Source organism: Nocardioides sp. NPDC101246, assembly GCF_044767415.1.
Classification (GTDB): domain Bacteria; phylum Actinomycetota; class Actinomycetes; order Propionibacteriales; family Nocardioidaceae; genus Nocardioides.
The window spans coordinates 20,008-42,860 of sequence record NZ_JBIWNX010000028.1 but is presented as its reverse complement, the minus strand read 5'-3'; the positions used below and the strand labels follow the sequence as shown (position 1 = coordinate 42,860).

General features: G+C 66.2%; 17 protein-coding genes and 1 tRNA gene. 7 read left to right on the top strand and 11 right to left on the bottom strand.

Features of this window, described 5'->3' with window-relative positions; genetic code table 11:
• Positions 1-427: 427 nt before the first annotated feature.
• Complete coding sequence (gene tyrS, locus ACIRON_RS30535) at positions 428-1,699, bottom strand: tyrosine--tRNA ligase (protein ID WP_402999089.1); 1,272 nt, start codon at positions 1,697-1,699, stop codon at positions 428-430.
• Positions 1,700-1,833: 134 nt separating this feature from the next.
• Here tyrS and ACIRON_RS30530 point away from each other — a divergent pair, with 134 nt between their 5' ends.
• Positions 1,834-3,294, top strand: coding sequence for a serine/threonine-protein kinase (locus ACIRON_RS30530; RefSeq protein WP_402999086.1), 1,461 nt, complete (start codon positions 1,834-1,836; stop codon positions 3,292-3,294).
• Positions 3,295-3,324: 30 nt separating this feature from the next.
• Here ACIRON_RS30530 and ACIRON_RS30525 read toward each other — a convergent pair whose 3' ends face one another.
• Entirely contained in the window at positions 3,325-3,585 is a 261-nt protein-coding gene (locus ACIRON_RS30525) for a hypothetical protein (RefSeq protein ID WP_402999092.1), read from the bottom strand.
• Between ACIRON_RS30525 and ACIRON_RS30520 the strand changes: the two genes are divergently transcribed.
• Together ACIRON_RS30520 and ACIRON_RS30515 are read left to right on the top strand one after the other, a co-directional pair.
• Entirely contained in the window at positions 3,519-7,961 is a 4,443-nt protein-coding gene (locus ACIRON_RS30520; protein ID WP_402999083.1) for a BTAD domain-containing putative transcriptional regulator, read from the top strand. The genes ACIRON_RS30525 and ACIRON_RS30520 overlap by 67 nt on opposite strands.
• A gap of 106 nt (positions 7,962-8,067) precedes the next feature.
• The gene (locus ACIRON_RS30515; RefSeq protein WP_402999080.1) at positions 8,068-8,775 is read left to right on the top strand and encodes a hypothetical protein; all 708 of its coding nucleotides are present in this window, start codon (positions 8,068-8,070) and stop codon (positions 8,773-8,775) included.
• A gap of 95 nt (positions 8,776-8,870) precedes the next feature.
• Here ACIRON_RS30515 and ACIRON_RS30510 read toward each other — a convergent pair whose 3' ends face one another.
• Both ACIRON_RS30510 and ACIRON_RS30505 read right to left on the bottom strand, forming a co-directional pair.
• Entirely contained in the window at positions 8,871-9,857 is a 987-nt protein-coding gene (locus tag ACIRON_RS30510) for a DUF4365 domain-containing protein (protein WP_402999077.1), read from the bottom strand.
• Positions 9,854-14,620 carry a DEAD/DEAH box helicase gene (locus ACIRON_RS30505; RefSeq protein WP_402999074.1) on the bottom strand — a complete coding sequence of 1,589 codons (4,767 nt, stop codon included), beginning with the start codon at positions 14,618-14,620 and terminating at the stop codon, positions 9,854-9,856. Before ACIRON_RS30505 ends, ACIRON_RS30510 begins: the two co-directional genes overlap by 4 nt.
• Positions 14,621-14,723: 103 nt before the next feature.
• Here ACIRON_RS30505 and ACIRON_RS30500 point away from each other — a divergent pair, with 103 nt between their 5' ends.
• Positions 14,724-15,059: a hypothetical protein gene (locus ACIRON_RS30500; protein WP_402999071.1), complete on the top strand. Its 336-nt coding sequence runs from the start codon at positions 14,724-14,726 to the stop codon at positions 15,057-15,059.
• A gap of 7 nt (positions 15,060-15,066) precedes the next feature.
• On the opposite strand, the gene ACIRON_RS30495 is transcribed toward ACIRON_RS30500, so the two are convergent.
• The 4 genes from ACIRON_RS30495 to ACIRON_RS30480 are packed head-to-tail and all read right to left on the bottom strand — an operon-like array spanning position 15,067 to position 17,308.
• A complete protein-coding gene (locus ACIRON_RS30495; protein ID WP_402999068.1) occupies positions 15,067-15,834 on the bottom strand; it encodes a hypothetical protein in 768 nt (255 codons plus the stop codon).
• A 2-nt stretch (positions 15,835-15,836) separates the two neighbouring features.
• Entirely contained in the window at positions 15,837-16,187 is a 351-nt protein-coding gene (locus ACIRON_RS30490) for a hypothetical protein (protein ID WP_402999065.1), read from the bottom strand.
• Entirely contained in the window at positions 16,184-17,017 is an 834-nt protein-coding gene (locus ACIRON_RS30485) for a hypothetical protein (RefSeq protein ID WP_402999062.1), read from the bottom strand. The genes ACIRON_RS30490 and ACIRON_RS30485 overlap by 4 nt, the downstream gene beginning before the upstream one ends.
• Complete coding sequence (locus tag ACIRON_RS30480) at positions 17,018-17,308, bottom strand: hypothetical protein (protein ID WP_402999059.1); 291 nt, start codon at positions 17,306-17,308, stop codon at positions 17,018-17,020.
• Positions 17,309-17,412: 104 nt separating this feature from the next.
• On the opposite strand from ACIRON_RS30480, the gene ACIRON_RS30475 reads away from it, so the two are divergent.
• The 3 genes from ACIRON_RS30475 to ACIRON_RS30465 all read left to right on the top strand — a co-directional run bounded on the left by ACIRON_RS30475 (position 17,413) and on the right by ACIRON_RS30465 (position 18,937).
• Positions 17,413-17,670, top strand: coding sequence for a hypothetical protein (locus ACIRON_RS30475; RefSeq protein WP_402999056.1), 258 nt, complete (start codon positions 17,413-17,415; stop codon positions 17,668-17,670).
• Between the two features lie 40 nt (positions 17,671-17,710).
• Positions 17,711-17,784: transfer RNA gene (locus ACIRON_RS30470), tRNA-Ile, on the top strand.
• 247 nt (positions 17,785-18,031) lie between these two features.
• Positions 18,032-18,937, top strand: coding sequence for a hypothetical protein (locus ACIRON_RS30465; RefSeq protein WP_402999054.1), 906 nt, complete (start codon positions 18,032-18,034; stop codon positions 18,935-18,937).
• 153 nt (positions 18,938-19,090) lie between these two features.
• On the opposite strand, the gene ACIRON_RS30460 is transcribed toward ACIRON_RS30465, so the two are convergent.
• The 3 genes from ACIRON_RS30460 to ACIRON_RS30450 all read right to left on the bottom strand — a co-directional run bounded on the left by ACIRON_RS30460 (position 19,091) and on the right by ACIRON_RS30450 (position 22,833).
• A complete protein-coding gene (locus tag ACIRON_RS30460; RefSeq protein WP_091048786.1) occupies positions 19,091-20,053 on the bottom strand; it encodes a GNAT family N-acetyltransferase in 963 nt (320 codons plus the stop codon).
• A gap of 65 nt (positions 20,054-20,118) precedes the next feature.
• Positions 20,119-20,550 carry a DUF5990 family protein gene (locus ACIRON_RS30455; RefSeq protein WP_402999050.1) on the bottom strand — a complete coding sequence of 144 codons (432 nt, stop codon included), beginning with the start codon at positions 20,548-20,550 and terminating at the stop codon, positions 20,119-20,121.
• A 15-nt stretch (positions 20,551-20,565) separates the two neighbouring features.
• Positions 20,566-22,833 (bottom strand): transglycosylase domain-containing protein, encoded by a 2,268-nt coding sequence (locus tag ACIRON_RS30450; RefSeq protein ID WP_402999047.1) that lies wholly within the window; start codon positions 22,831-22,833, stop codon positions 20,566-20,568.
• Between the last annotated feature and the right edge of the window lie 20 nt (positions 22,834-22,853).

Here is a 22,853-nt window from a genome sequence, read left to right as displayed (position 1 = left end):
TTAGCGGAGCCATTCTCACTTTCGCAATTCGGCGCTAACCGCGCTTTCCCGCTGAAAGTTTGAAGCCTTATCCGCCTCAGTCCTGGAGGACTTTATCGGATCTCGTTTTGTTCTCCAACTCGGCGAATTCTCGCTCTTATCGGACAAACCACGATATCCACGCCACACAGCACAAGACGATCAAACTACGGTTCGTCACGGTCTTGATGTCTGATCCGAAGACCCGACTGAGACTCTGAACCGAGCTGAAGCTCGAGAATGTTGGCGGCCGACTCAGGGGCCGGAAACCCGCTCGAAGACTCGAACTTGCTTCCCGCCGCACCCCGGCGACCAGATGAACATTACGCCTCAGTGACGCGCTTGCCAAATCGAAGAACGCCCCAGGGAAGGCGGTCACCTTCCGCGGGGCGTTCTCGCAGGTCAGAGCCTACTTGAGGCGCACGCCGGCGAACTTCTTCTTGCCCCGACGCAGGACTACCCAGCCGTCCCCGAGCAACTCTTTTTCGCCGAGCGCGCCCTCGGCGTCCTCGACACGGACGTTGTTGACGTACGCCCCGCCCTCGGAGATCGTGCGGCGGGCCTCCCCCTTGGAGGAGACGAGGCCGGCGGCGATGAAGAGGTCGACGTAGGTCGGCAGCTCCTCACCACGCTCCAGCTCGACGGCACCGGCCTCCGTGATCGCGGCGGCCAGCGTCGTACTGCTCAGGGTGGCCAGGTCGCCGCCGCCGAAGAGCGCGGCCGCGGCCTGCTTGGCCTGCTCGGTCTCCCCCGCCCCATGCACGAGGGTCGTCATGTGATCGGCGAGTGCCTTCTGCGCCACCCGCAGGAACGGCTTCTCCTCGTGCTGCGCCTCCAGGGACTCGATCTCCTCGTGGGACAGGAAGGTGAAGACACGGAGCATCTCCCCCACCTTGGCGTCCTCGACGTTGAGCCAGAACTGATGGAAGGCGTAGGGCGACATCATCGTCGGGTCGAGCCAGAGGGCGCCGCCCTCGGTCTTGCCGTACTTGGTGCCGTCGGCCTTGGTGATCAGCGGAGTGGTGAACGCGTGGACGGTCTCGCCGGTGACCCGGCGGACCAGCTCGACGCCGCCGGTGATGTTCCCCCACTGGTCCGAGCCACCGAACTGAAGGCTCACCCCGTGCGTACGGAAGAGGTTCAGGTAGTCCATGGACTGCAGGAGGATGTAGGAGAACTCGGTGTAGGAGATGCCGTCCTCGAGACGCTTCTTCACCGTGTCGCGGGCAAGCATCCGGTTGACCGGGAAGTGCTTACCGATGTCACGGAGGAAGTCGATCACCGACAACGACGCCGTCCAGTCGGCGTTGTTGACCATCGTCGCCGCGGTCTCGCCCTCGAAGGAGACGAACCGCTCGATCTGGCTCCGCACCTTCCCGACCCATTCCTGGACGGTCTCGGGTGAGTTGAGGGTGCGCTCACCCGAGTCGCGCGGGTCGCCGATCATGCCGGTGGCACCGCCGACCAGTACGTAGGGCGTGTGGCCGGCCCGCTGCAGGCGCATCGCCATGGTGATCTGGAGGAGGTTGCCCATGTGCAGGCTCGGCGCGGTGGGGTCGAACCCGATATAGAACTTCACACTCCCGCCGGCGAGCGCTTCTCGGAGCGCGTCGCGGTCCGTCGAGTCGGCGATGAGGCCTCGCCACTCGAGGTCGTCGAGGAGTGTGGGATCGATGGACACGTGGTGCCTTTCTCAGGTCGTTCTCAGATGGTGTTTCCGGGGCCCGGAACGGGCTGTCCCGGAAGCAAGGGTAGTAGGCGATACCCCCTAGAGTTGACCACTGGCGAACACGTTCGAGATTTGAGGGGACCTGGGTGATCGCAGGGAGGTACCGGCTCGAGAGGGAGCTCGGCCGGGGAGCGATGGGAGCCGTCTGGCTCGCCACCGACGAAATTTTGGGGCGTTCGGTCGCACTCAAACAGCTGATCGCACTCGACGGCGTATCGGATGCCGCCGTCGAACGGGAGGCACAGCTCGCCGCACGACTGGTCCACCCGAACGTCGTCGCCGTCTTCGACCTGGTGCGCGACGACGACAAGCCGTGGCTGGTGATGGAGTACGTCGAGGGGAAGACCCTCGCTCACATGGTGCGCGACGACGGCCCGCTGCCGATCGAGGACGCCGCGAGGCTGATCGGCCAGATCGCCTCCGCCCTGCGCTCGGCCCATGCCGCCGGCATCGTCCACCGGGACGTGAAGCCCGCCAACATCGTGGTCGGCCGCGCCGACCGCGCCAAGCTGACCGACTTCGGGATCGCGCGCGGCGTCGACTCCCAGACCACGCAGACCGGTCAGGTCACCGGCTCCCCGGCGTACCTGGCTCCGGAGATCGCCACCGGTGGGCGGGCCTCCCCCGCGAGCGACATGTGGTCGCTGGGGGCCACGCTCTTCCAGGCGCTGACGGGCGAGCCTCCCTACGGGATCGGCGACAACGCTCTGGCGACGCTGTACCGCGTGGTGCACGAGGACCCGCCGCGTACGCCTCTGGCGGGCCGGCTCGCGCCGCTGCTGGAGCACACGATGGCCTACGACCCCGCCGAGCGATGGTCGGCCGAGGACGTCGTCGACTTCCTGGCCGGGCGGTTGGCGGCCGAGAAGCTGGAGCCGGTTGCGCTGCGTACGCAGACCCTTGCCGCGGTCGCGGCTCCGACGCCGGCCCCGGCCGCGCCTTCAGGAGCGGCACAGTCGACCAGCACCCCGGCGCGGCGCCGCTGGTGGCCGATCGCGCTCGTCGTCGCAGCGGCGTTGGTGCTGGTGGTCGGCGGAGCGCTGTGGGCCAACCGCGGCGAGGAGCCGAGTGCGAAGCCGAAGCCGGCCGCGTCCGGATCGCCGCTCGCGGAGGCGACCGAGGAGGCCACCGACGACGCGGACGACGAGCAGTCGGAGGAGGCGTCCGAGGAGCCGACGCCCAGCGAGACGGCCAGCGAGTCTCCGAGCGAGAGCCCCTCGGCGAGCGAGACCTCCGGCGCGAGCGCCGAGGGGATCGACGCGTTCATCCGCAGCTATCTCGCCACCGCGCCCGCGAACCCCGACAGCGCGTACAGCTCGATGCTGACCCCGGCGTTCCAGGCCAGCAGCGGCGGGCTCGAGGGCTACCGCAACTGGTGGGGCTCCGTCGCGAGCACCAGCGTCGTCTCGGTCTCCCCCAGCGTCGACACGCTCAAGGTGACCTACACCTACAACTACACGATGAAGGACGGCCAGAAGGACGGCGGCACGGTGACGTTGGGGCTCGTCTACGCCGACGGGAAGTACCGCATCAACAGCGAGGGTTGATCCCGGGAGCCGGTCGGCTCCCGGGGTCGCTCAGCGGACGAGCTCCGGGTGGTCGGCCAGGTACTTCGCCCTCCGGACCTTCAGCATCGTGACGATCTCGTCGATCTCCATGGATCCGGTGCTGGATTCCGTGGGGTCGTCGACGCAGAGCGTGACCGGGTCGGCGGCAGGGTCGACGGGGCGCGCGCCTGCGGCTGCGGGCACCGCGGCCGAGATGACCGTCAGTGCGCCCGCGGCGGCTACAGCAGTGGCGAGAGCGGTCGTGGTGCGACGGGTGTTCTCGATGTTCATCAGGTTCCCCTCGGGCCGTGGGGCCGGTGGCCCCGGGTGTGTGGACCTCCGTTCTGACATCGGCGGGTATCGCCGCGGTCGGGGCTCGGTATCGCGGCGGTATCGACCGCGTTGACGGCACCAGGACCCGGTGCGACGCTGGGCGCGTGGGCATTAGCGTTCTCGGCCCACTGACGGTGGACGGCTCGGGCGACCTGGGTCGGCGGGACCGAGTGGTTCTCTCAGCGTTGGCGACCGACCCCGGACATCCGGTGAGTGCCGACCAGCTCTTCGACGCACTCTGGGGCGAGCGCCCGCCGGCGTCGGCCGGCAAGATCCTGCAGGGATGCGTGGTCCGGCTCCGCAAGGTGCTGGGACGAGAAGCGATCCGGACCTCACCTCACGGCTACACGTTGCACCTGCCCACCGAGGACATGGACTCGCTGCGGTTCGAGGACCAGGTCGGCCGGGCCCGCGAGCTGCTCACCCTCGGCGAGGCCGACCGGGCGGCGTACCTGCTGACCGATGCGCTGGAGCTGTGGCACGGGGCGGCCTTCGCCGAGCTGGAGAGCTGGGAGCCGGCGGTCGCGGCCGGTACGCGGTTGTCCGAGCTGCGGCTGGAGGCCGAGGAGCTCCGGATCGACGCGCTGCTGCGGGCTGGGCGGTACCGCGAGGTCCTCTCCGAGGCACAGGCTCTGGTCCGCGCCGCGCCGCTGCGCGAGTACCGCTGGGTGCTGCTGGCCCGCGCGCAGTACCAGTCCGGGCAGCAGGGCGAGGCGCTGCGTACGATCCACCAGCTCAAGGCGGTCCTGGCCGAGCACCTGGGCATCGATCCGGGTCCCGACGTGGTCGCGCTGGAGACCTCGATCCTCCGGCAGGACAGCTCGTTGCTGGTGGCCGATGCGCCCACCGCTTCAGCCACCTGTCCGTGGCTGGGCCTTCGGCCGTACGGCCTCGAGGACGCCGACTGGTTCTTCGGACGGGACGACGACGTCGCCGCCTGCTTGGACATCCTGGCGCGGACACCGGTGCTAGCTTTGATCGGCCCCTCCGGGTCGGGCAAGTCCTCGCTGCTCCGGGCAGGGGTGGCTGCGGCCCTGCGCCATCGCGGTCAGCACAGTGTGACGATCACGCCCGGCGCCCATCCGATGGATTCGCTGACCGCTCTCGCCCGCGCCCCACGCGGGGCGGCGCTGCTGATCGACCAGTGCGAGGAGCTGTTCTCGTTGTGCGAGGAGCCGGAGGAGCAGCAGGAGTTCCTTCGCGCCCTCACCGCCGAGGCCACGAGCCGGACCGTGGTCATCGCCCTGCGCGCCGACCACCTGGCCGACCTCGCCGCCCACCCGGGCTTCAGCCGGCTCGCCGAACACGGGATGTACCTGATCGGCGGGCTGGACGAGGAGGGCCTGCGCACCGCGGTGGAGACACCCGCCCGACAGGCCGGCCTGCTGATCGAGCCGGGCCTGGTCGACCTCCTCGTCCGCGAGGTCGGCCACGACCCGGGGGCGCTTCCGCTGATGTCCCACGCGCTGCAGGAGACCTGGAAGCGACGCGAGGGCAGCACCCTCACCGTGGCCGGCTACCGAGCCAGCGGCGGCATCAACGGCGCCGTGGCCCAGTCGGCCGAGGGTCTCTACTCCCGCGTCGAGGTCGAGCATCGCCCCCTGCTGCGCGACCTCGTCCTCCGCCTGGTCTCGCCGGGCCCCGAGGGCGAACCCGTACGTACCCGGGTGCCGCGGCGCCTGGTCGGCACCGACCCCGAGCACGAGCAGCTCATCGAGATGTTGGTCGCCGCCAGGCTGGTGACCACCGACGACGACGCCCTGGAGATCACCCACGAGGCCCTCACCCGGGCCTGGCCCCGGCTCCGCGGCTGGCTCGACGACGACATCGAGGGCCAACGGATCCGTCACCACCTCTCGGCCGCCGCCGACGCCTGGGAGGTGCTCGGCCGTCCCGACAGCGAGCTCTACCGCGGCGTACGCCTGGCCAGGGCGGTGGAGTGGAGCGCCGACAAGGACACCGCCCTGACCGACGTCGAGCGAGCCTTCCTCGAGGCGTCCTCGCACCACGCCGAGACCGAGCGACAGAGCATCCTCGAGCGGGCGCGGGCGCAGGCGCGGCTGATCCGGCGGCTCCGGATCGCGCTGGTCGGGGCCGCCGTGCTCCTTCTCGTCGCCGTGGTCGCGGGATCCCTCGCCGCCGTCCAGTCCGACCGCGCGAGAGAGAACGCCGCTCGGGCGGAAGACACCGCGCTCTCGGGGGACGCGCGGCGTGTCGGCGCCCGGGCGCAGATCACCGAGGACATCAGCCTCTCGCTGCTGCTCGCCGCGGCCGGTGCGCGGCTGGAGGACTCGGCGGAGGCCCGGCAGAACCTGGTCGCCGCGCTCGCCATGCGTCCCGGGCTCGTCCGTTCCGGCCCCGCCGCGGGCGGCTACGTGGAGAGCCTCGACGTCAGTCCCGATGGCCGCTTGATCGCTTCCACTGACGACCAGAACCGGGTCCACCTCTACGACGCCACCACCAACCGGCTGCTGAACACCTACGACTCGGTCCAGCCCTCGGGACCCGGGTGGCTGTTCGCGGCGTTCAGCCCCGACGGCAGGCAGCTCGCCGTCCTCCCCAACGGCCAGCGCTCCAGGGAACCGGTGCAGCTGCTGGACGTGACGACCATGGAGCCGACGACGAAGCTGAACTTCCTCGACGGCAAGCCGCTCTGGGGAGTCGACCTCCGGTTCGCTCCCGGCGGCCGCTACCTCGCCGCCAGTGTGTACCCCTCCAACTGGCCGACCCAGACGACCTGGAAGGACACGGGCTACACGTTGGTCTGGGACCTGCGCTCGCCGTCCGCGCCTCCCACCCGAGTGCCCACCGGAACCGACCCCACCGGGGCGGGGCCCAGCCGGGACGGCCGAACCCTCTACGCCGACTGGCCGCTGACGGCGTACGACATGTCATCGGGCGAGCCGATCTGGCAGCGCGAGGAGATCAGGTCGCTCGCCTCCGCCGACATGAACGCCCAGGGGACCCTGCTGGCGCTCGCGGACACCGGCGAGGCGAACATGCGGGAACGCACGCCGAGAAGCTGGAACGCCCTCCTGGTGCGTACCTCCGACGGGTCGACGGTCCGCACCTTGGTCGGGCACCAGGGCCAGGTCCGCGACGTAGCCTTCTCACCCGACGGCACGCGGGTCGCCTCGCGCGCGAGCGACGGTGAGGTCATCGTCTGGGACACCGCCACCGGCCAGCCGTTGGCCCGCTGGGAGACCCCCTCCCAGTGGGGCGTCGACTTCAGCCCCGACGGCGACCTGGTCTACGAGGGCGGCGGCGTCTCGATGCTGCGCACCTGGGATCTGTCGGCGGAGAAGACCTACCTGCAGCGCGCGGCTCGGGTCGACGACACCGACATGTACGCACACGCCGATCTCTCCCCCGACGGAAGGCGGGTGGCGTACAGCTGGACCGACGGTGACACCGGATGGGTCCGGTTCGTCGACACCGCCACCGGCGAGGCGACACCACCCGTGCGGGCACCGGTGACAGCGGGCCCGTGGCGCAGTGGCACCTGGTCGCCCGACGGGACGAGGTACGTCGCCAGTTGTGTCACCGGCCAGTGCGGCGAAGCCGTGGTCATCGATCCCGCCATCGGCGCCGTGGAGAGGCGGGGTGACCTCAACGGCGGCACCGTCTCCCTCGCGTACGTCGAGAAGGCGCGCAGCCTGCTCGTCGGTGGCATCGCCGGGACGACCGTCGTCGCGGCCGAGACCCTCCAGCCCCGCCGCGACCCGTTCGACATCGGCAGCTCCATCATCGTCCCGATCGGGGACGGCGCCACGGCGATGGTCGGCGGCCTCACCGCCGACGGCACCTCCGAGCACTGGCAGGTGATCGACGTACGGACCGGCGACGTCCGCTCCGAGGGGGACCTGGACTTCGTGCGGTACGCCTCGGTCGCCTCACCGGACGGTTCTGTTGTCGCGGGGGCGGGAGACACCGGCGAGATCGTGACCATCGATGTCTCGACCGGGGAGATCCTGCAGCGATCCACCGGCCTCGGCTCCGCCGTGCTCTGGCTCGACTACTCCGACGACGGGTCGCGGCTCGTGTCCGGAGCCGACGACGGCGGCGTCAGTCTGTGGGATGCCACGACGTTGGACCTGCTGGGCACCGTGTACCCGCCTCACGTGGGCGAACCGGTCCCAGCCAGTGCGCAGTTCATCGAGGACAGCCACGACGTCGCGATCGCGTCGTACGACGGCACGGTCTACCAGTGGGAGACCGATCTCGACCGGGCGATCGACTTCGCCTGCCGGATGGCCGGCCGGGACCTGACCGAAGAGGAGTGGGAGGAGTTCCTGCCCGCGCAGCCCTATCGGTCCGTGTGTCCCGGCAAGTGAGAGGCCGTTAGGATCTGCGCGGGCCGTTAGCTCAGTCGGTTAGAGCAGAGGACTCATGTACGCTCACCGGCGTCGATTTGATTGACACCTAGGAGTCAACGCCGCTTTGGACGCCAGCGCGCTGGTCGCAGCGCTCGAGGCCACCTGGTCCGCCATCCAGCTCCAACACCCTGACGTGCCGGATGTCGTGGTGACCCTGGGCGCCGGCAGCATCGGCGTGCCGGCCGGCGCACTCAAACTCGGACACTTCGCGGCCGAGCGCTGGGTCTCCAACGAGAGCAAGGACCCTGTCGGCCTGGCCGAACTCTTCGTCGGAGGCGAAGGTCTTCGCCGCGGCGCTGAACCAGTCCTCGCCACTCTTCTCCACGAGGCGGCCCACGGAGTCGCACACGTCCGCGGCATCAAGGACACCAGCCGGCAGGGTCGATACCACAACACCCGCTTCAAGGTCCTAGGCGAGGAGCTCGGACTCACGATCACGCAGGCACCGACGATCGGCTGGGCCAGCACGGAGCTCGCACCTGGCACTGCGATTGAGTACGTCGACGAGATCGCGGCGCTTGCGTCGGCCATTGTCGGCTTCCGCGACACCGAGGGCACCGCGCCGGCCGGGTCGACAGGCGGCGGGAAGGGTGGCACGGCGGGTGGTCATGACGGCGTTGGCGGTGGGTCGAGGCGGCCGAAGAACGGTCTCGTTCTGGTCTGCGAGTGCTCCCCTGGCCGCCGGATCCGCGCATCGTCTGCGGCGGTCGAATGCGGCCCAATCGTCTGCGGCGTCTGCAGTGCCGACTTCATCGAATCCTCAGTCGCGTAGGACCGTCCGTGCCAGCGCCATGATGGAACTCATGAACGAAACTACACCCATCGACACATCGAACACACGCGAGACGATTTGCGACCTGAAATCATTCAGAAATCTGCCCCGAAGACTTCACGCGACAACCGCTCCTTCAACTCTAAGACCTCCACGCGCCGACTATCGAGATTAACATCAGAACCCCAACCGAGGTTCTTCGAATTTGCTATTTCTCGGTAGGCCGGCCGGTCAACCATAACCATCGAAAGATAATCGGCAAGTTGGCGTCCGCGCTCTGTCAACGGAGCGATAGTTAAACATATGGATTGGCCGCACGTCATCACGTCCCGAAGAACAGCGTCATGGTCGATTCGCGCCAAGTCCGAGCCGCTCAACCAGTCGAGGTAATTCCAGAGGAAGTCGTAGTCGGCATCATCAGGAGCTGTGTCCCCGCCAATCGTCGACTCTCGAAGGTTCTGCTTTGCAACAGCATCGATCAGATCGGTGCTGATGTAGAGACTTTGACCATAATTGAACATACCGTGCGCAAAGAGTTCAAGGAATGTGACTTCATATCGAGGATTCACCGTTTCTCCGCAGACCAAGTTCTCAACCAGACCATCAATCGACAGCGCGCCCCAAGGCAGTGTTCCAGCGCACTCCAGGGCACGGATAACACCCTTGGCATTGAATGTGCTGTACGCCGTGGATGTCTGGATCTCGATTTGACTCCTTCCGTCACGAAGTTGATCTCGAGCGTCTACCCAATAGGCCACCCCTTCCTTCGGGCCGACGAGAATCAGGATTACTGGAATATAGAATCTTTCCCAGTAACTTCTATGCCGTTCACTCGGAGTGAAAGTGATTTTCCCCTTTCTGCTTCTGCGCAAGTAGGAATCCCCCGTCTTTACCTGAACTGCCACTTGATGCCCGGTAGCACCGTCCCTGCCTACGTACTCGATGTATCCGTCGATACCGACATCGTGCGCCATCACCTCGCGCCACAGGCACCGGGCTTCGTTAACCGTCTTGGCAACTTGGAGCACGCCCTCGCGCTCGGTAAAGCTTGATGCAGGAACACCGGGCAGCGGAGGTGTCACGGCGACACCACTCGGATCTCGAGCGGTGGCAGCGAGTCGACGATCCTCATCGTCTCGACGCTGACGGTGACGATCCGCGCGAGCAGGTCGAAGATGTAGCGGGGGTTGCCAACCTCGCGGGACCAGTCGTTGGGGTTGTTGACGATGCCGGAGGCCTTGTCGGTCTTGATCCAGTAGCGGTCGATGATCCACTCGATCGCCGATCGGCTGCCGAGCACGTACCGATATGCCTCCTTCGGGATCCCCGACACCGTGACCCGGTCGTTGTACTTGATCGTCGACCGGTCCGCGACCAGCTTCCCGTCCACCCGCACCTTCGCGAACTGCATCTTCTTGTCCTTGACTGCGAAGAAGTCGTACGGATCGCCGGCCGCCTCGACATCGAGCCCGTCGAGCGGGTACGGCTCGACCGACTCATAGCCAAGATGAAGCTCGCTCAGTCTTCGGCCGGCGTCCGCGTAGCCAGCGAAGTCGCGCACGAACGGAATCCGCGGCAGCATCTTCTTCAGATCCGCGGCGTACGTCTCGCGGTACTCCGGGCTGTGCAGCAGCCCGTAGACGTAGAAGAAGATGTCGTCCTTCGTGAGAGCGACGGAGGGATACGCCGCCCGGAACTGCTTCAAGGCCTCATCCGTGATGTTATCGATCTTGCGGTACCCATCGACCACCTCGCCCTCGCCGCCGAGGTCGAGCCAGCCCGAGTCCTCGACCTGTTCGTAGCGCCAGCGGGAGTAGTAGGTGCCCGTGTCGAGGAGATGACGATCAGGGTGGTGCATCGCCACCAGGAGACAGAAGTCATAGTGAGAAGCTGGCCCGGTTAGGGCAAAACCGAGGTTTCGTCCGCTCGCCGGAAACATTTGCGGGAGTTGATAGACCGTGTTGTTCCACGCTCGGTCAACATACCCCCAGGTCCTCGTGAACGGTCTATAGGCGGCGCTCCTCACGCTGCTCGGGACGTAGTCGTATTGCTTGCCGCGCTTAGCGTCGGCCAAAGGCTTTCGATCCCAACTGATTCGCGTGGGGTCTCGCTCAATCTCGGCGCCAGCAAGTGCGCTGGCCGCCTGATGGTTGTAGTAGTTTAGCGTGCCTTGAATGTTCTCCGTCAGCGCTGATCGCGAGAAGTTGTAATTCCACGCGTCTCGGCTGGTGTTCAACCCAGCTGACTCTAGGGTGAAAACGCTAGGTGTCGATGACGGGGAGAGCGCCAAGAAGCCATCGAAGGAACCCGTCCGCTGGCTGAGCCAGTCGCCGTGCTCGTTTGGCGCGATGTGAGTCACGGTTTCAAGCCCCGTCACACCCCCGGCAGAGGCGACCTTCGCCAACTTCTGCTCGGCGGTCAGGTAGTCGCCAACGTCGGTGTAGTGGATCGTGGCGGGACCAGTCTTGGTCGGATCCTTGACGAGAACCGTGATGGCGACGGTAGCTCGGCTGCCCCCGCCGAAGACCTTGCCCCCCTCTTTGCGGGACTGCTCGCCGGCCGTGCGCTGGTTGCCGCGGAGGTTGTAGACGTAGATGCTCGAGAACTCCTCAGCCAACGTCTTCCGCATGCCGTCGGCCGTGTTGGAGTCAAGGAAACCGCCGTTGGTGACGTACGCGATGACACCGCGGTCCTGGATCCGCAGGGTGGCCCACTTGATCGCTCGGATGTAGGAGTCGTAAAGGGAGTTCTTGAGCGTCGCTGTCGAGCGCTCGGCGTACGTCTTGCGGATCTCCTCGTCCAGGGACGGGTACTTCTCGTTGGCGTTGTCGTCGTTGGCGCTGTCCTGGCCCGAGGAGTACGGAGGGTTGCCGACGATGACGGTGATCGGGAGGCCCTTGACACGCTGGAGGCGTTCGTTGTTCTCGGCGAAGATCTCGAAATCTGGGGTGTCGTCGGGCTCCCAGGACTGGAAGGTGTCGGTGAGCACGAGCCCCGGGTACTCCTTTGTCTCCCCGGTGAGTTCGGCGTAGGTCGTCTCGATGTTGACCGTGGCGATGTAGTAGGCCAGCAGCAGGATCTCGGAGGCGTGCAGCTCGGTGGCGTATTTGCGAGCGAGGTCATGAGGGTCGATCAGGCCCGACTGCAGCAGGCGGACCATGAAGGTGCCGGTACCGGTAAAGGGGTCGAGGATATGTACGCCCTCGTCGGTGAGGCCCTGGCCGAACTCCTGGCGGAGCACGTCATCGGCCGAGCGGAGGATGAAATCGACGATCTCGACCGGCGTGTAGACAATGCCCAGCTTGTCCACCGTCCGTTTGAACGCGGTGGCGAAGAACTTGTCGTAGAGCTCGATCAGGATCCGCTGCTTGCCGTCGGCGTTGTCAACACCGACGACCCGGCGGCGCACCGAATCATAGAAGCCCTCGAGCGGGGCGTTCTCCGCGGCGAGCGGGTGCTCGTCGAGGCTGGCAAGCATCAGCTCCATGATCCGCGCGACCGGGTTGGTCTTGGCGAACTCGTAGCCCTCGAACAACGCCTCGAAGATCGGGCGCGTGATGAGGTGCTGGGAGAGCATGTCAATCGCGTCAGACTCGGTGATCGACTCGTTGAGCGAGCCGCGCAGACCCGCGAGGAAGGCGTCGAACTCCTTGGCCTGGTTGGACTCCTTGTCGGCCAGGAGGCCGTTGATCCGAGTGACGTGCTTCTGGGCGATGTCGGCGACGTCCTTGGCCCAGGTGTTCCAGTACTTGCGCTCGCCGACCTTCTGCACGATGCGGGCGTACATGGCATCGCGGAAGCTCTCGAAGCCGAAATCGAGGGCCATCTGCTCGGACCCGTCACCCCGCGGCCCGTCGGCGACGTGCTCGGACTCTGAGGGAGGGGTGACGTTGTCGATGACGAGCCGGTCAGAGCGCTGCTTGTTCAGCTCGACCTGGTTGATCATCGCGTGGAAGCGGTCATCATGGGAGCGCAAGGCTTGTAGCACCTGCCACACAACGCGGTAGCGCTCGTTGTCCTTCAGCGCCTCCTCCGGTGTGGTCCCCGACGGCACCACCACCGGCAGCACGATGTAGCCCAGCTCCTTGCCTGGCGCCGTGCGCATCACGCGGCCGACAGACTGGATCACGTCGACCTGGGAACCACGCGGGGTCAGGAAGAGGACCGCGTCGAGCGCAGGCACGTCGACACCCTCCGACAGACAGCGGGCGTTGCTCAGGATCCGGCAGACGCCCTCGGGCGTCTCCTGCTTGATCCAGCTCAACCGGGCGTTGCGATCATGGATGCCCATGGTGCCGTCGACGTGTCGCGCCTCCACACGGAGGCTGTTGCGCTCCCCCGGTTCGACATCCCGTAGCACTCGGTCGACCAGGATCGGGAACGAGCCCGCGGCGAGCTTGGAGGTCTTGATGTCCTTGGCGAACGCGACCGCTGTCTTCATTGGTGCCGGGTCGACCTCGCCGAGTTGGTCGGAGCGGAAGTGCTTCGCGAGGCCGTTCCAGCAGCCGATCAGCTTGGCGGCGTCATCGAGCTTGATCTCGCCGGACTCAGCCATCGCCTGCTGGAAGTTCTCCGCGACATACTTCTCTTCGACAGCCAGCACCAGGACCTTGTAGTCGGTCAGCAGACCGGCCTCGACCGCATCACCGAACCCCAGCCGGTGCAACTCCGGGCCAAAGAGCGTGTCGTCGTTCATGTCCGCAAGCACGGCCTCGGCGTCCTTCGCCTTGGCCTTGACGTCCTCGCCGAAGACCCGTGGTGTGGCGGTCATGTAGAGCCGCTTCGCAGCCTTCACGTATGCGTCATCGTGGACCTTCACGAAAGCGGAGTCTTGCCCACCCTTGAGAGTGAGCCCCGTGGTCCGGTGGGCCTCGTCGCAGATCACCAAGTCGATCTCGCCCATCCCTTGGCGCTGCGCCTGAGTGATCACGTCGATCGACTGGTAGGTCGAGAAGATGACCGTCATCCGTGCTGTAGCGTGCCGCCCGGCCCGCAAGCGGGCGAGCAACGTCGAGGCATCCGTCGTGGCCGGCTCGGTCAGGTCGATGGTCGCCATGTCGGCGTCATCGCCGTTGTTGACCTTGCGGCCGACGCGTACGTCCGAACAGACTGCGAATGGACGGATGTCTACCTCACTGTTGGCCATCCACTCGCGCAGCGTCTGCGAGAGCAGTTGGATGCTCGGCACGAGAAACAGCACCGTCTTACCGGGGCCGGCCAGGTGCTCGGCGATCCTCAGACTGGTGAACGTCTTTCCGGTCCCGCACGCCATCACCAGCTTGCCGCGGTCGTAGGTCTGCAGGCCCTTGAATACGTCCTCCAAGGCGTGCTCCTGGTGCGGCCTCAGGAGCTTCTTGCCGGTGGGTACGACGATCTCGGGGGTCTCCCAGCGGAACTGCTCCCAATCGATGGCAGCGTCGTCCAGGTAGCCGATGTCGACGCGCTGAACCACCCCATGGACCTCGGCCTCGACGTTGTGCGACCAGCCAGCCGCCGTATCGAAGACGTACCTCTGTGAGAAACCAAAGTCCGGGCGCATCGAAGCAGCGAGGAAGGAGTCGATGTCGCTCTTAGCGACCTTCTTCCCGGCGTCGTAGAACTTGCACTGAATCGCCGCGAAACCTTCGCGATCCCGGTTCTTCGCCACCAAGTCGACCCCGATGTCCGTGACACCGTTGCGTCCCGGCCACTCCGGCCAGAGCCACACATCTGAGAACCGAGCGGCCCACTCCGGATCAGTCTTCAAGTAGGCCTTGATCAGCCGCTCGAACCTGTCGCCCTTATCGCGCTCGTCCAACGCCGTGGAACGCAACTCTCCGAGCACCTCATGAATCGTCACAGACACGCCAGTGATGATCTGGACGGCCTCGGTGAGGAGTCATGCCAACGGTAAATTCATCCCCAAAACTCAGGAACCGCGAAGCCACCGTGCGCCTTCAGTGCCCAGTGTGAGCCTAGAAACGGCGGAACGAATGGGGCAATCGGCATCGAGCGCAGGCGCCACGACACCGTCCGAGAAGATGCGGCATGTGGAACCGGATCACCTAAAAGTGTCCGTGGTCGAGTCCAAGATGGGTGTTATGAGTGATTACACCGTGGACGTATCGATCAACCACGAGACGAACCAGGTCTACGCAGTGACCGTCTCCACCAGAGACGGCCAGTACGTCGGCCGATGGGAAGAACCGTATGAAGGCGTGACAGCGCGCGACCTCCGCGACAAGGACGAGGTTCGTCGGATCGTCAACGAGATCCGCGCCCTGAGGATCCGTTGCCACAGTTGACCCGTCGCTAGTTCACCCATTGCCCCGCGGCGTGAACATCCTCGGGAGACGTGGCCTGACGCACGGCAACAGCGATCGCAAGCGCGGCGATCGCTCTATCTCGTTCAACTCCAGCTGGGATCTGCTGCACCAGGCGCTCCGCCGACAGGTAGCGCCACGAGTCCGCAGACTGGTTGAAGTAGGCACGAAGCTGCTGAGATGCGAGCAGGTACGCCCGCATGAATGTTGCCCCGACGTAGCAGGTCAACGCCGACACGACAGCCCCCAGACCCCCGGCCGTCACGGCCCCGGTCACTGACCCAGCGCGGGCGGCAACAACCGCACAAACCACGGCGGCAACGAGCCCAAGACCTGCGGCAACGAGTCCGTAGGCGAAACTTCGCCTCGACTGGAGAAGTCCGAGTTCATGGTAATAATCCAGACGCTCTTGGGTCGCCCGCCAGATCGCCGCGAACCCATCATCATCTGCCTCTGCAACCATGGCATCCGCCGTTGCGATGTCACCGCGGACCGCCTCAAAAATGAGTCGTTCCGCACGCTTGTCTACACGCGACCCGAGAACAGCAACGCCCACCAGAAAACCGATGATCGCCCCGAGGATGAAGAAGCCTGCCGGCTTCGGCGCCTCGGGGTCCGCACGCACCGCCGGAATCAGGCCTAGTGCGAATGCGACTAATCCGAACGCGCCAGGAAAGCCGAGCATAAAGACGGCCAGCTCGCGCCCGTTCGCCCCGGCCGCCTCCCGAATCTCGCTTGGAAGCTTTTTGAGATTCACGCCTACACGACCGACGGCCAACGGACAGTGAGCACAATCGAGTCGTCAAACGCCTGCCAGGAGTGGGAGGTCCCAGGGCCGAAAACGACGAAGTCGCCTTCGCGCTTCATCTCCTGGTCACCGTCGGGGAGCCGTACGGCGAAGTGGCCGCGGAGAAGCATGACCATGGTCGTGCGAACCTCCTCCTCGGCAACGGTCCACTCGTGGCGCTCCTCGCCGGCCGCGTGGGTGCCCCACTTGACCTCGACGTCGGTTGAATGGAGTGGGCTGGTCTCTGGGTCGATGAAGTGGCCGATGAGCCAGCCGCGGCGCTCTGCGCCGTCGTCGTAGGCGTTGCCGGTCGCGGTCGTCACTGGGTGAATCCAATCTCGAGGTGGGGCAGCGCTACGCGCTCGGGGTGCAGCTCGTGGAGACGTCTCAGGCCGAGCACGAAGGCGAAGAGGCCTTCGTCGGACCAGGCGGGTTTGCGGGCGAGGGACCGTAGGCCGGCCTGGTCCTGGGACGAGACGAGGGTGATCCGCTCGGACTCCCAGTTGCTCTCGACGTCACCTCCGCAACGGTGCCAGAAACCCTCGTCGTGCACGGCGACAAGACACGGAAATTCATAGTTTCCGGTGAGGAGGTTGAAGCCGAAGCCGGTACACTCCATCGACCACCCTGCAGGGCTGGTTTCGGTCAGGTAGCGCATTGGGCCGGGAAGGAGATCCGGGTGCATCGGGTCGACGGTCCGGCGGGTGTCGAGAGTGGTGTCGACCTCGGGCTTGCCGAAGAGTTCCTCCTCGAGCTCCCTCGCGAGCGACGTTCCGACGCTGACGTCCCACGTGGGCTCCGATGTCGGCTCGTGGAAGCACTTCGGGATCACGGCGAGGCGCCGCGACGCGTTGAGCACCTTGGCACCGCGCTCCTGGATCAGGAGGGCGAAGTAGGCCGGGCGTGTGCCCTGCGCGGGCCGCGCGAAGGCTGTCAGGGCGAGGGCACCGCCCATGCAGTTGCGCGAACCCGGGTCGAGCACCGAGTCGACGGTAGGCAACATCAGGTCGCGCAGAGGGAGCGCCTCTCCCCCGGTCTGAACGGCCGCGAGCGTCTTGGCCTCGAGGAGATCGACCGTGAGCGCGTACTGGGCGAATGACCCTTTCGCGAAGGACGTACGCACTCCGTCCGGCCGCGATTCCCAACCGGTCATTCAGTAGAGCTGGCCGTCGACGAAGCGGGTCTCCTGGACCAGGCACTCGGCGAGCCTCGTCGCCGCGGCCAGACGCCACGTATCGGGCTCCGGCTGCGGAACTACGGCCGCGTCGTGGTCATAGGTAAATCGTCCGGCGGCCTCGTCCGCCCGGAGATCGAGTGGACGGCTGAGCCAGTCAGCTCCGCTGAGGATCGTCAGAGCGATCGATGCGTTGTCCAGGTCGATCTGGACCGGTCGACGGCCACCGAAGCCGTCGGCGTAGTAGTACTGGTGCAGCCGCTCGGCCACGGCCGAGCGGTCAGTCTCAGCCGTGCGCCAGCGAGGGCCAGTAGCAGCGTCCAATTGCGCTGCAGTCGCTCTCACGGCCTGTTCCGCTCTGCGCTGTCGGCCGGGTGATGAAGAACGCGCGAGCCGAAGCGTTCAACGAGGGCGAGCAGAAATCGCCGCTGGCGCGCCGGGCATACGACCTTCGACATGCTGCCGTCTCGACCTGGCTCGCGGCGGGCACCCCACCGCCCCTCGTTGCGAAGTGGGCCGGCCACAGCGTGTCGATCCTCCTGACGGTCAACGCCCACGCCGTCGACGGCCAGGAGGAGGCGGCGCGCATGTGGATCGAGCAGGCGCTCGCCGATGACGACGAAGCCGCGTAGTGCGTGCGTAGTCTCCGCGTCGTGCCGCTAGGATCTGCCCGGGCCGTTAGCTCAGTTGGTTAGAGCAGGGAACTCATAATTCTCCAGTCGCGGGTTCAAGTCCCGCACGGCCTACGACGCGAATGCCCTCGCCCGTCCTGGCGGGGGCATTCGCTACCGTCGGAGATTCATCGGCGGCATACACATGTCGTCCCTGCCTCGACTCGCGCACGAAACATCAAGGCGTAAATTCAGCCACCTCGAGGGTCGCGGCTTACTACGACTTTGCCGCAGCCTGGCCATCGGGGCGGTACTTCACTTTGGGTATCTGAACAGGTCGCCCACGGAAGGCTCTCCTGGCGAGGACCTACCGTGAGGGCTCGTGTTTGATGAACTCGTCAACTGCGTGGATGATCCAAGTCAAAGCATGATCAACGACGCCACAGTCGCTGGGTTCTACTCGACGTTGGCTGGTGTTCTAGCAGGGTTCGCGTTCGCCGCCCTCATGCTGATCGTCACTTTCAGCCTGGAGAAGCGCCGCGCACAACCCGGCCAGACAACGATGGCAGTGGCACCCCACACGATCGCGATGTTGTTCGCGGCATTCATGAGCCTCGCGATCTCCTCGCTCACTTATGCGGTTGTTGCTGGTACCGACAATCGTGATGCTGCTCCCCTAGGGAACGCTTCCGCGGCACCGACACTGTCGGTATCGGCATTCCTTCTCATCATGGCCATTCACCTTCTGATCGCGGATGCAGATATGGGCAGGCCAGCCTACTTCGCTAGCATGCGAGCCGTCGGGCTTACCTTGTTCATCGGTGCTGCCTACCTCCTCCTTGGAGCGTGGGAGTCCAGCGACCAGCTTGGTTCTGACTCGCTCAAGCCTTGGGCCTCGGGTTGGCTGATGCCAGCCTCCGTCGTGACCCTGCTCGGTGCGATCGTCCCGGAGCGTCTGCTCGACTTGATTCGGAGTTGGGGCTGGGTTCGGAATACGCGCACGGCCGTTATCCAGTGGGTGGAGAACTTGAGCTCTCACATCGATGGTTGGCGATTTCGCCAGTGGCACCTCGGCCGATCTCTGATCGAGATGCTGCGGCGCCACTCGCTGCTGACGTGGTTCGCCGAACTGAGCGTCGGGCTTGTCGTTGCGTGCTCGATCCTGGTCTCGTACACGGTCGGCGGCCTTAACGAGGGGCCGACAAAAGTCAGCACCGTGGCTTTGGCTATCTACGTCGTCGTCGCCATCGTCATCGTTCGACTCAGCCGCCGACCACCGTCTGCGTAGCTCCAAGTCCGGAGTAGTGAGCATCCTGAGGCGACGCGCGCCATACGTACGATTGGCGTCGCCGAAGGCACGTTTCGCAGCGAACGCGCAGCTCAGGACGGCGCGATAAGAGGACTCATAATCCTTGGGTCGCGGGTTCGAGCCCCGCACGGCCTACCAACGATCGGTGCGCTGGACCTCGTGCATGAGCTCGATCTTGCGGAAGCCGAACTGCCTGTTGATGCGCTGCATCACGTCGTTGGACGGGTCGGTCCAGGTGTGGATGCTCGTGCGCTCGGGGTGGTCGCGTTGGACCGCGGCGAGGGTGGCGACCTTGAGGGCGAGGCCCAGCTTGTGGCCGCGGTGGGCGGACTTGACGAAGGTGTCGTCCTGGATGGCCTCGTCGCTGCCGTGGGCCAGGAAGATGACCGAGTAGCCGACGAGCTCGCCGGTGAGGATCTCGCGGGCGGCGGCGGTGATGCGGTCGTAGGAGCGGGCGGTGCTCTTCTCGGCCGAGCGGATCCGGTCGGCGGTGTGGGCGACCATGTCCTGCTCGGTCTTGCCCGGCATCTCCTTGCCCATCTGGTTGCGCAGGCCGACGAACTGGGCGAGCAGCTCCTCGGGGGTGCGGTCCTCCCACATCAGGAGCTCGTAGCCGAGCACCTTGAAGGGCTTGTGCGGCAGCGGGAGGTCGGCGGCGAGGTGGTCCTCGCGGCGTACGGACTTGAAGCCGAGCGCCCGCGCGAAGGCCAGGGACGACTTCGGGGGGATGGTCACCTCGGCGGTCGTCAGGGTGCGGCCGCTGGTGCGGCGTACGTCATCGGCGGCCCGCCACAGCTCGGTGCCGACCCCGCGCCAGCGGTGCACGGGGAGGACGTGGATGCCCAGCTCGACGACGTGGCTCCGCTCCTCCTCCGGGAGGTCGAGCTCGGCGATGCCGATCGTCTCGCCCTGCTCCTTCGCGGCGAGGAGGACGCGGCGGCCGTGGTCGTGCGGGGTGCGCACGGAATTGGCGAGCGCCTCGAAGGTGCGATGTGACGCGTAGGGTCGGTCGAACGCCATCGATGCCGCCTCCACGGCGTACCAAGCCTTCAGAGCGGTGTCATCGTGGACGTCGACGGGGGCGATCACTGACACGGGCACTATCTAACCGTGTCGGGCAAGGTCGCGGGAAATGAGGTCCCCCAGCAAGCGTTGACACATCATCTGGTTCGGAGCTGGAGGGCCGGAGCGGCCAGTCGTGCGCATCGCGGGCCGCCACGCTCGTCGGTGAGGTCGACGGTGGCGATGACGTGCTGCCCGGTCCGGCCGGACGCCACCATCGGGGCGAGATCGTCGAGCATCAGTTTGGCGCGACGAAACATCGTGAACCCGTCGTCGCCCACCTCACCCCAGGTCAGATAGACGAACCTGGCTCCGCGTCGGCCCTGGACCGCATCGCCGCGGAAGTCGAGACCCGCGTCGACGTCGAGGAGCTCGATCTCGGCCTTCCAGACCGCACTCTCGCTGTCGCCGGGCACCAGCTCGACCGGGTGCTTTCCCCGCTGGATGCCGACATGGACGTTATGGCAGGGGCCGTCGTCCAGATGCCAGGTCCGGCCTGGGAGGTTGTGGCCACGGATCTCGAGCAGCACCGTGCATCAGCCGCCTCAGAGCGGCCCGGGCTCGGTCGAGGGGTCGTTGGGGTCGGGGTCCGGAGGACCGGGCGTCTTGGTCGGCGTCGGGGTCGGCGTCGGGGTCGGAGTGGGCGTCGGGGTGGGGGTCGGCGTCGGCGTCTGGGACGGCGGCGGGGTGTTCGACGGCTTCGGCTCCTCGGTCGGCTCGGGGTCCGGGCTCGGCGGGACGTAGGGTGCGTGGCCGGACTCCGGGGCGTCCCCGTCGAGCCAGGCCGGCGGCGGGAACTCCTCGTAGTCGAGCTCGTCGGTCAGCTCTCCCATGATCTCGACCCAGGTGTCGGCCGGGTAGTCGGCGCCGAAGAAGGTGTCGAGCCAGCCGTCGAGAGCGCCGCTGCCCTGCCCGCGGCTGTAGGCCACGGCGGTGGAGAGCTGCGGGGTGTAGCCGACGAACCAGGCCGAGGAGACCTCGTCCTTGTCGTTGGTCGCGGTGCCGGTCTTGCCCGCGGCCGGCTGGACCACCGCACTGGCCGCCTGGCCGGTGCCGCTGGAGACGACCTGCTGGAGCGAGTAGGAGGTGTCGGCGGCGACGTCCTCGTCCATCGCCCGCTTGCTGCCCGCGGTGTCGTCGTGCTCGTAGAGGACGGTGCCGTCGGCGTCGACCACCTTGGAGACGACGTAGACGTCGTTGTGCACTCCGCCGTTGGCGATCGTGGCGTAGGAGTTGGCCATGTTGATCGGGCTGACGGTCGAGTTGCCCAGCGTGAGCAGGAAGTTCTCGGGCTGCATGTCCCCACCCGACTTCATCGGGATGCCCGGGTAGGCGGCGTCGCTGCGATCTCCGCGCGGGATGCCGGAGCGTACGGCCATGTCGTAGACGTCCTTGCTGCCGTTGGGCAGCGAGTCGGACATCTCGACGAAGGCGGTGTTGATCGAGTCTTCCATCGCCTGAAGGCCGCTGACGTTGGAGCCGTAGCTGTGGCCGTTCGGGTCGGCGGCGCTCTGACCGGAGTTGCGTACGTTCACACCGCCGGGGAACTCCATCGGCGAGTTCCCGTTCCAGCTGTCCTTGAGCGAGTAGCCCGCCTTCAGGGCCGCCGCCATCGTGAACGGCTTCATCGTCGATCCGGCCATCGTGGCGCTGCTCGCGGCCCAGTTGATCTGGGACTCCAGGTAGTCCTGGCCACCGTAGAAGCCCCGCAGGGCGCCGGTCTTGACGTCGACCGTCGCCGCTCCGACGTGCAGCTCGTCGGAGACGTCGCCCTCGATATAGGCCTTCTTGTCATCGGGACGTACGTCGTTGACCGCGTCCTCCGCGGTTTTCATCGTCTTCTTGGTCAGCGTGGTGGTGATGCGGAGCCCGCCGCCGTTGATCTCGTCCTCGGTGACCAGCGGGTTGCCCTGCTCGTCCTTGAGCTTGAGGAGCTCGTCGCGGACCAGCTTGAGCGCGTGACCCTTCTGGCCGCCGTAGCGACTGTCGGAGCGCGGCTTCTTGAACTTCGGCAGCGACTGCTTGGCCTTCTCCCCCTCGGCGGCGTCGACCATCTCCATCTTGACCATCGAGTTGATGACGTAGCGGTAGCGGCCGTCGAGCTCGGCGACCGCCTCCTCGCCGTTGCTCGGGTCGAGGTCGTTGGGGTCGTTGAGGATCGCGGCCAGGGCGGCGGCCTCCCGGAGGGTGAGCTCCGCGGCCGGCTTGTCGAAGTAGGCGTTCGACGCGGCCTCGACGCCGTAGGCACCACGGCCGAAGTAGATGGTGTTGAGGTAGCCGGCCAGGATGTCCTCCTTGGACTTCTGCCGGCTGATCTTCAGCGAGATGACCGCTTCCTTCACCTTGCGGGTGTAGGTGCGCTCCTGGGTGAGGTAGAGGTTCTTGACGTACTGCTGGGTGATCGTCGAGGCACCGGACTGGGCGCCGCCGGTGTTGTTGTTCACCAGCGCGCGGGCGATGCCCTTGAGGTCGATGCCGCTGTTGGTCCAGAAGGTACGGTCCTCCGCGGCGACCGCGGCGTCCTTCATCAGCTGCGGGATCTCGTCATAGGGCAGCGAGTCGCGGTCCTGCGAGTCGGCGATGTAACGCCCGAGCTCGTCCTTGCCGCCGCGGTAGTAGACGAAGGAGGTCTCCTTCTCGTAGGCGGCGTTGGCGCTGGGGATCGGGATGGCGTTGTAGGCCACGATCACACCCAGGGAACCGAGCAGCGCGCACACCAGAACCACGATGAAGAAGGCCTTCAGGACCTTCCTTCCTCGCTTCTTCTTCGGCGTCGGCGTAGGTATGTATGGCGGATTGCCCTGCCAGCTCACGATGTCCCCTCCCGCGGTCA

Bases quoted from the DNA above. Each gene is read 5' to 3' on its own strand.
- ACIRON_RS30525 (WP_402999092.1), bottom strand. From the start codon at position 3,585: ATGAACATCGAGAACACCCGTCGCACCACGACCGCTCTCGCCACTGCT.
- ACIRON_RS30485 (WP_402999062.1), bottom strand. From the start codon at position 17,017: ATGACCGGTTGGGAATCGCGGCCGGACGGAGTGCGTACGTCCTTCGCG.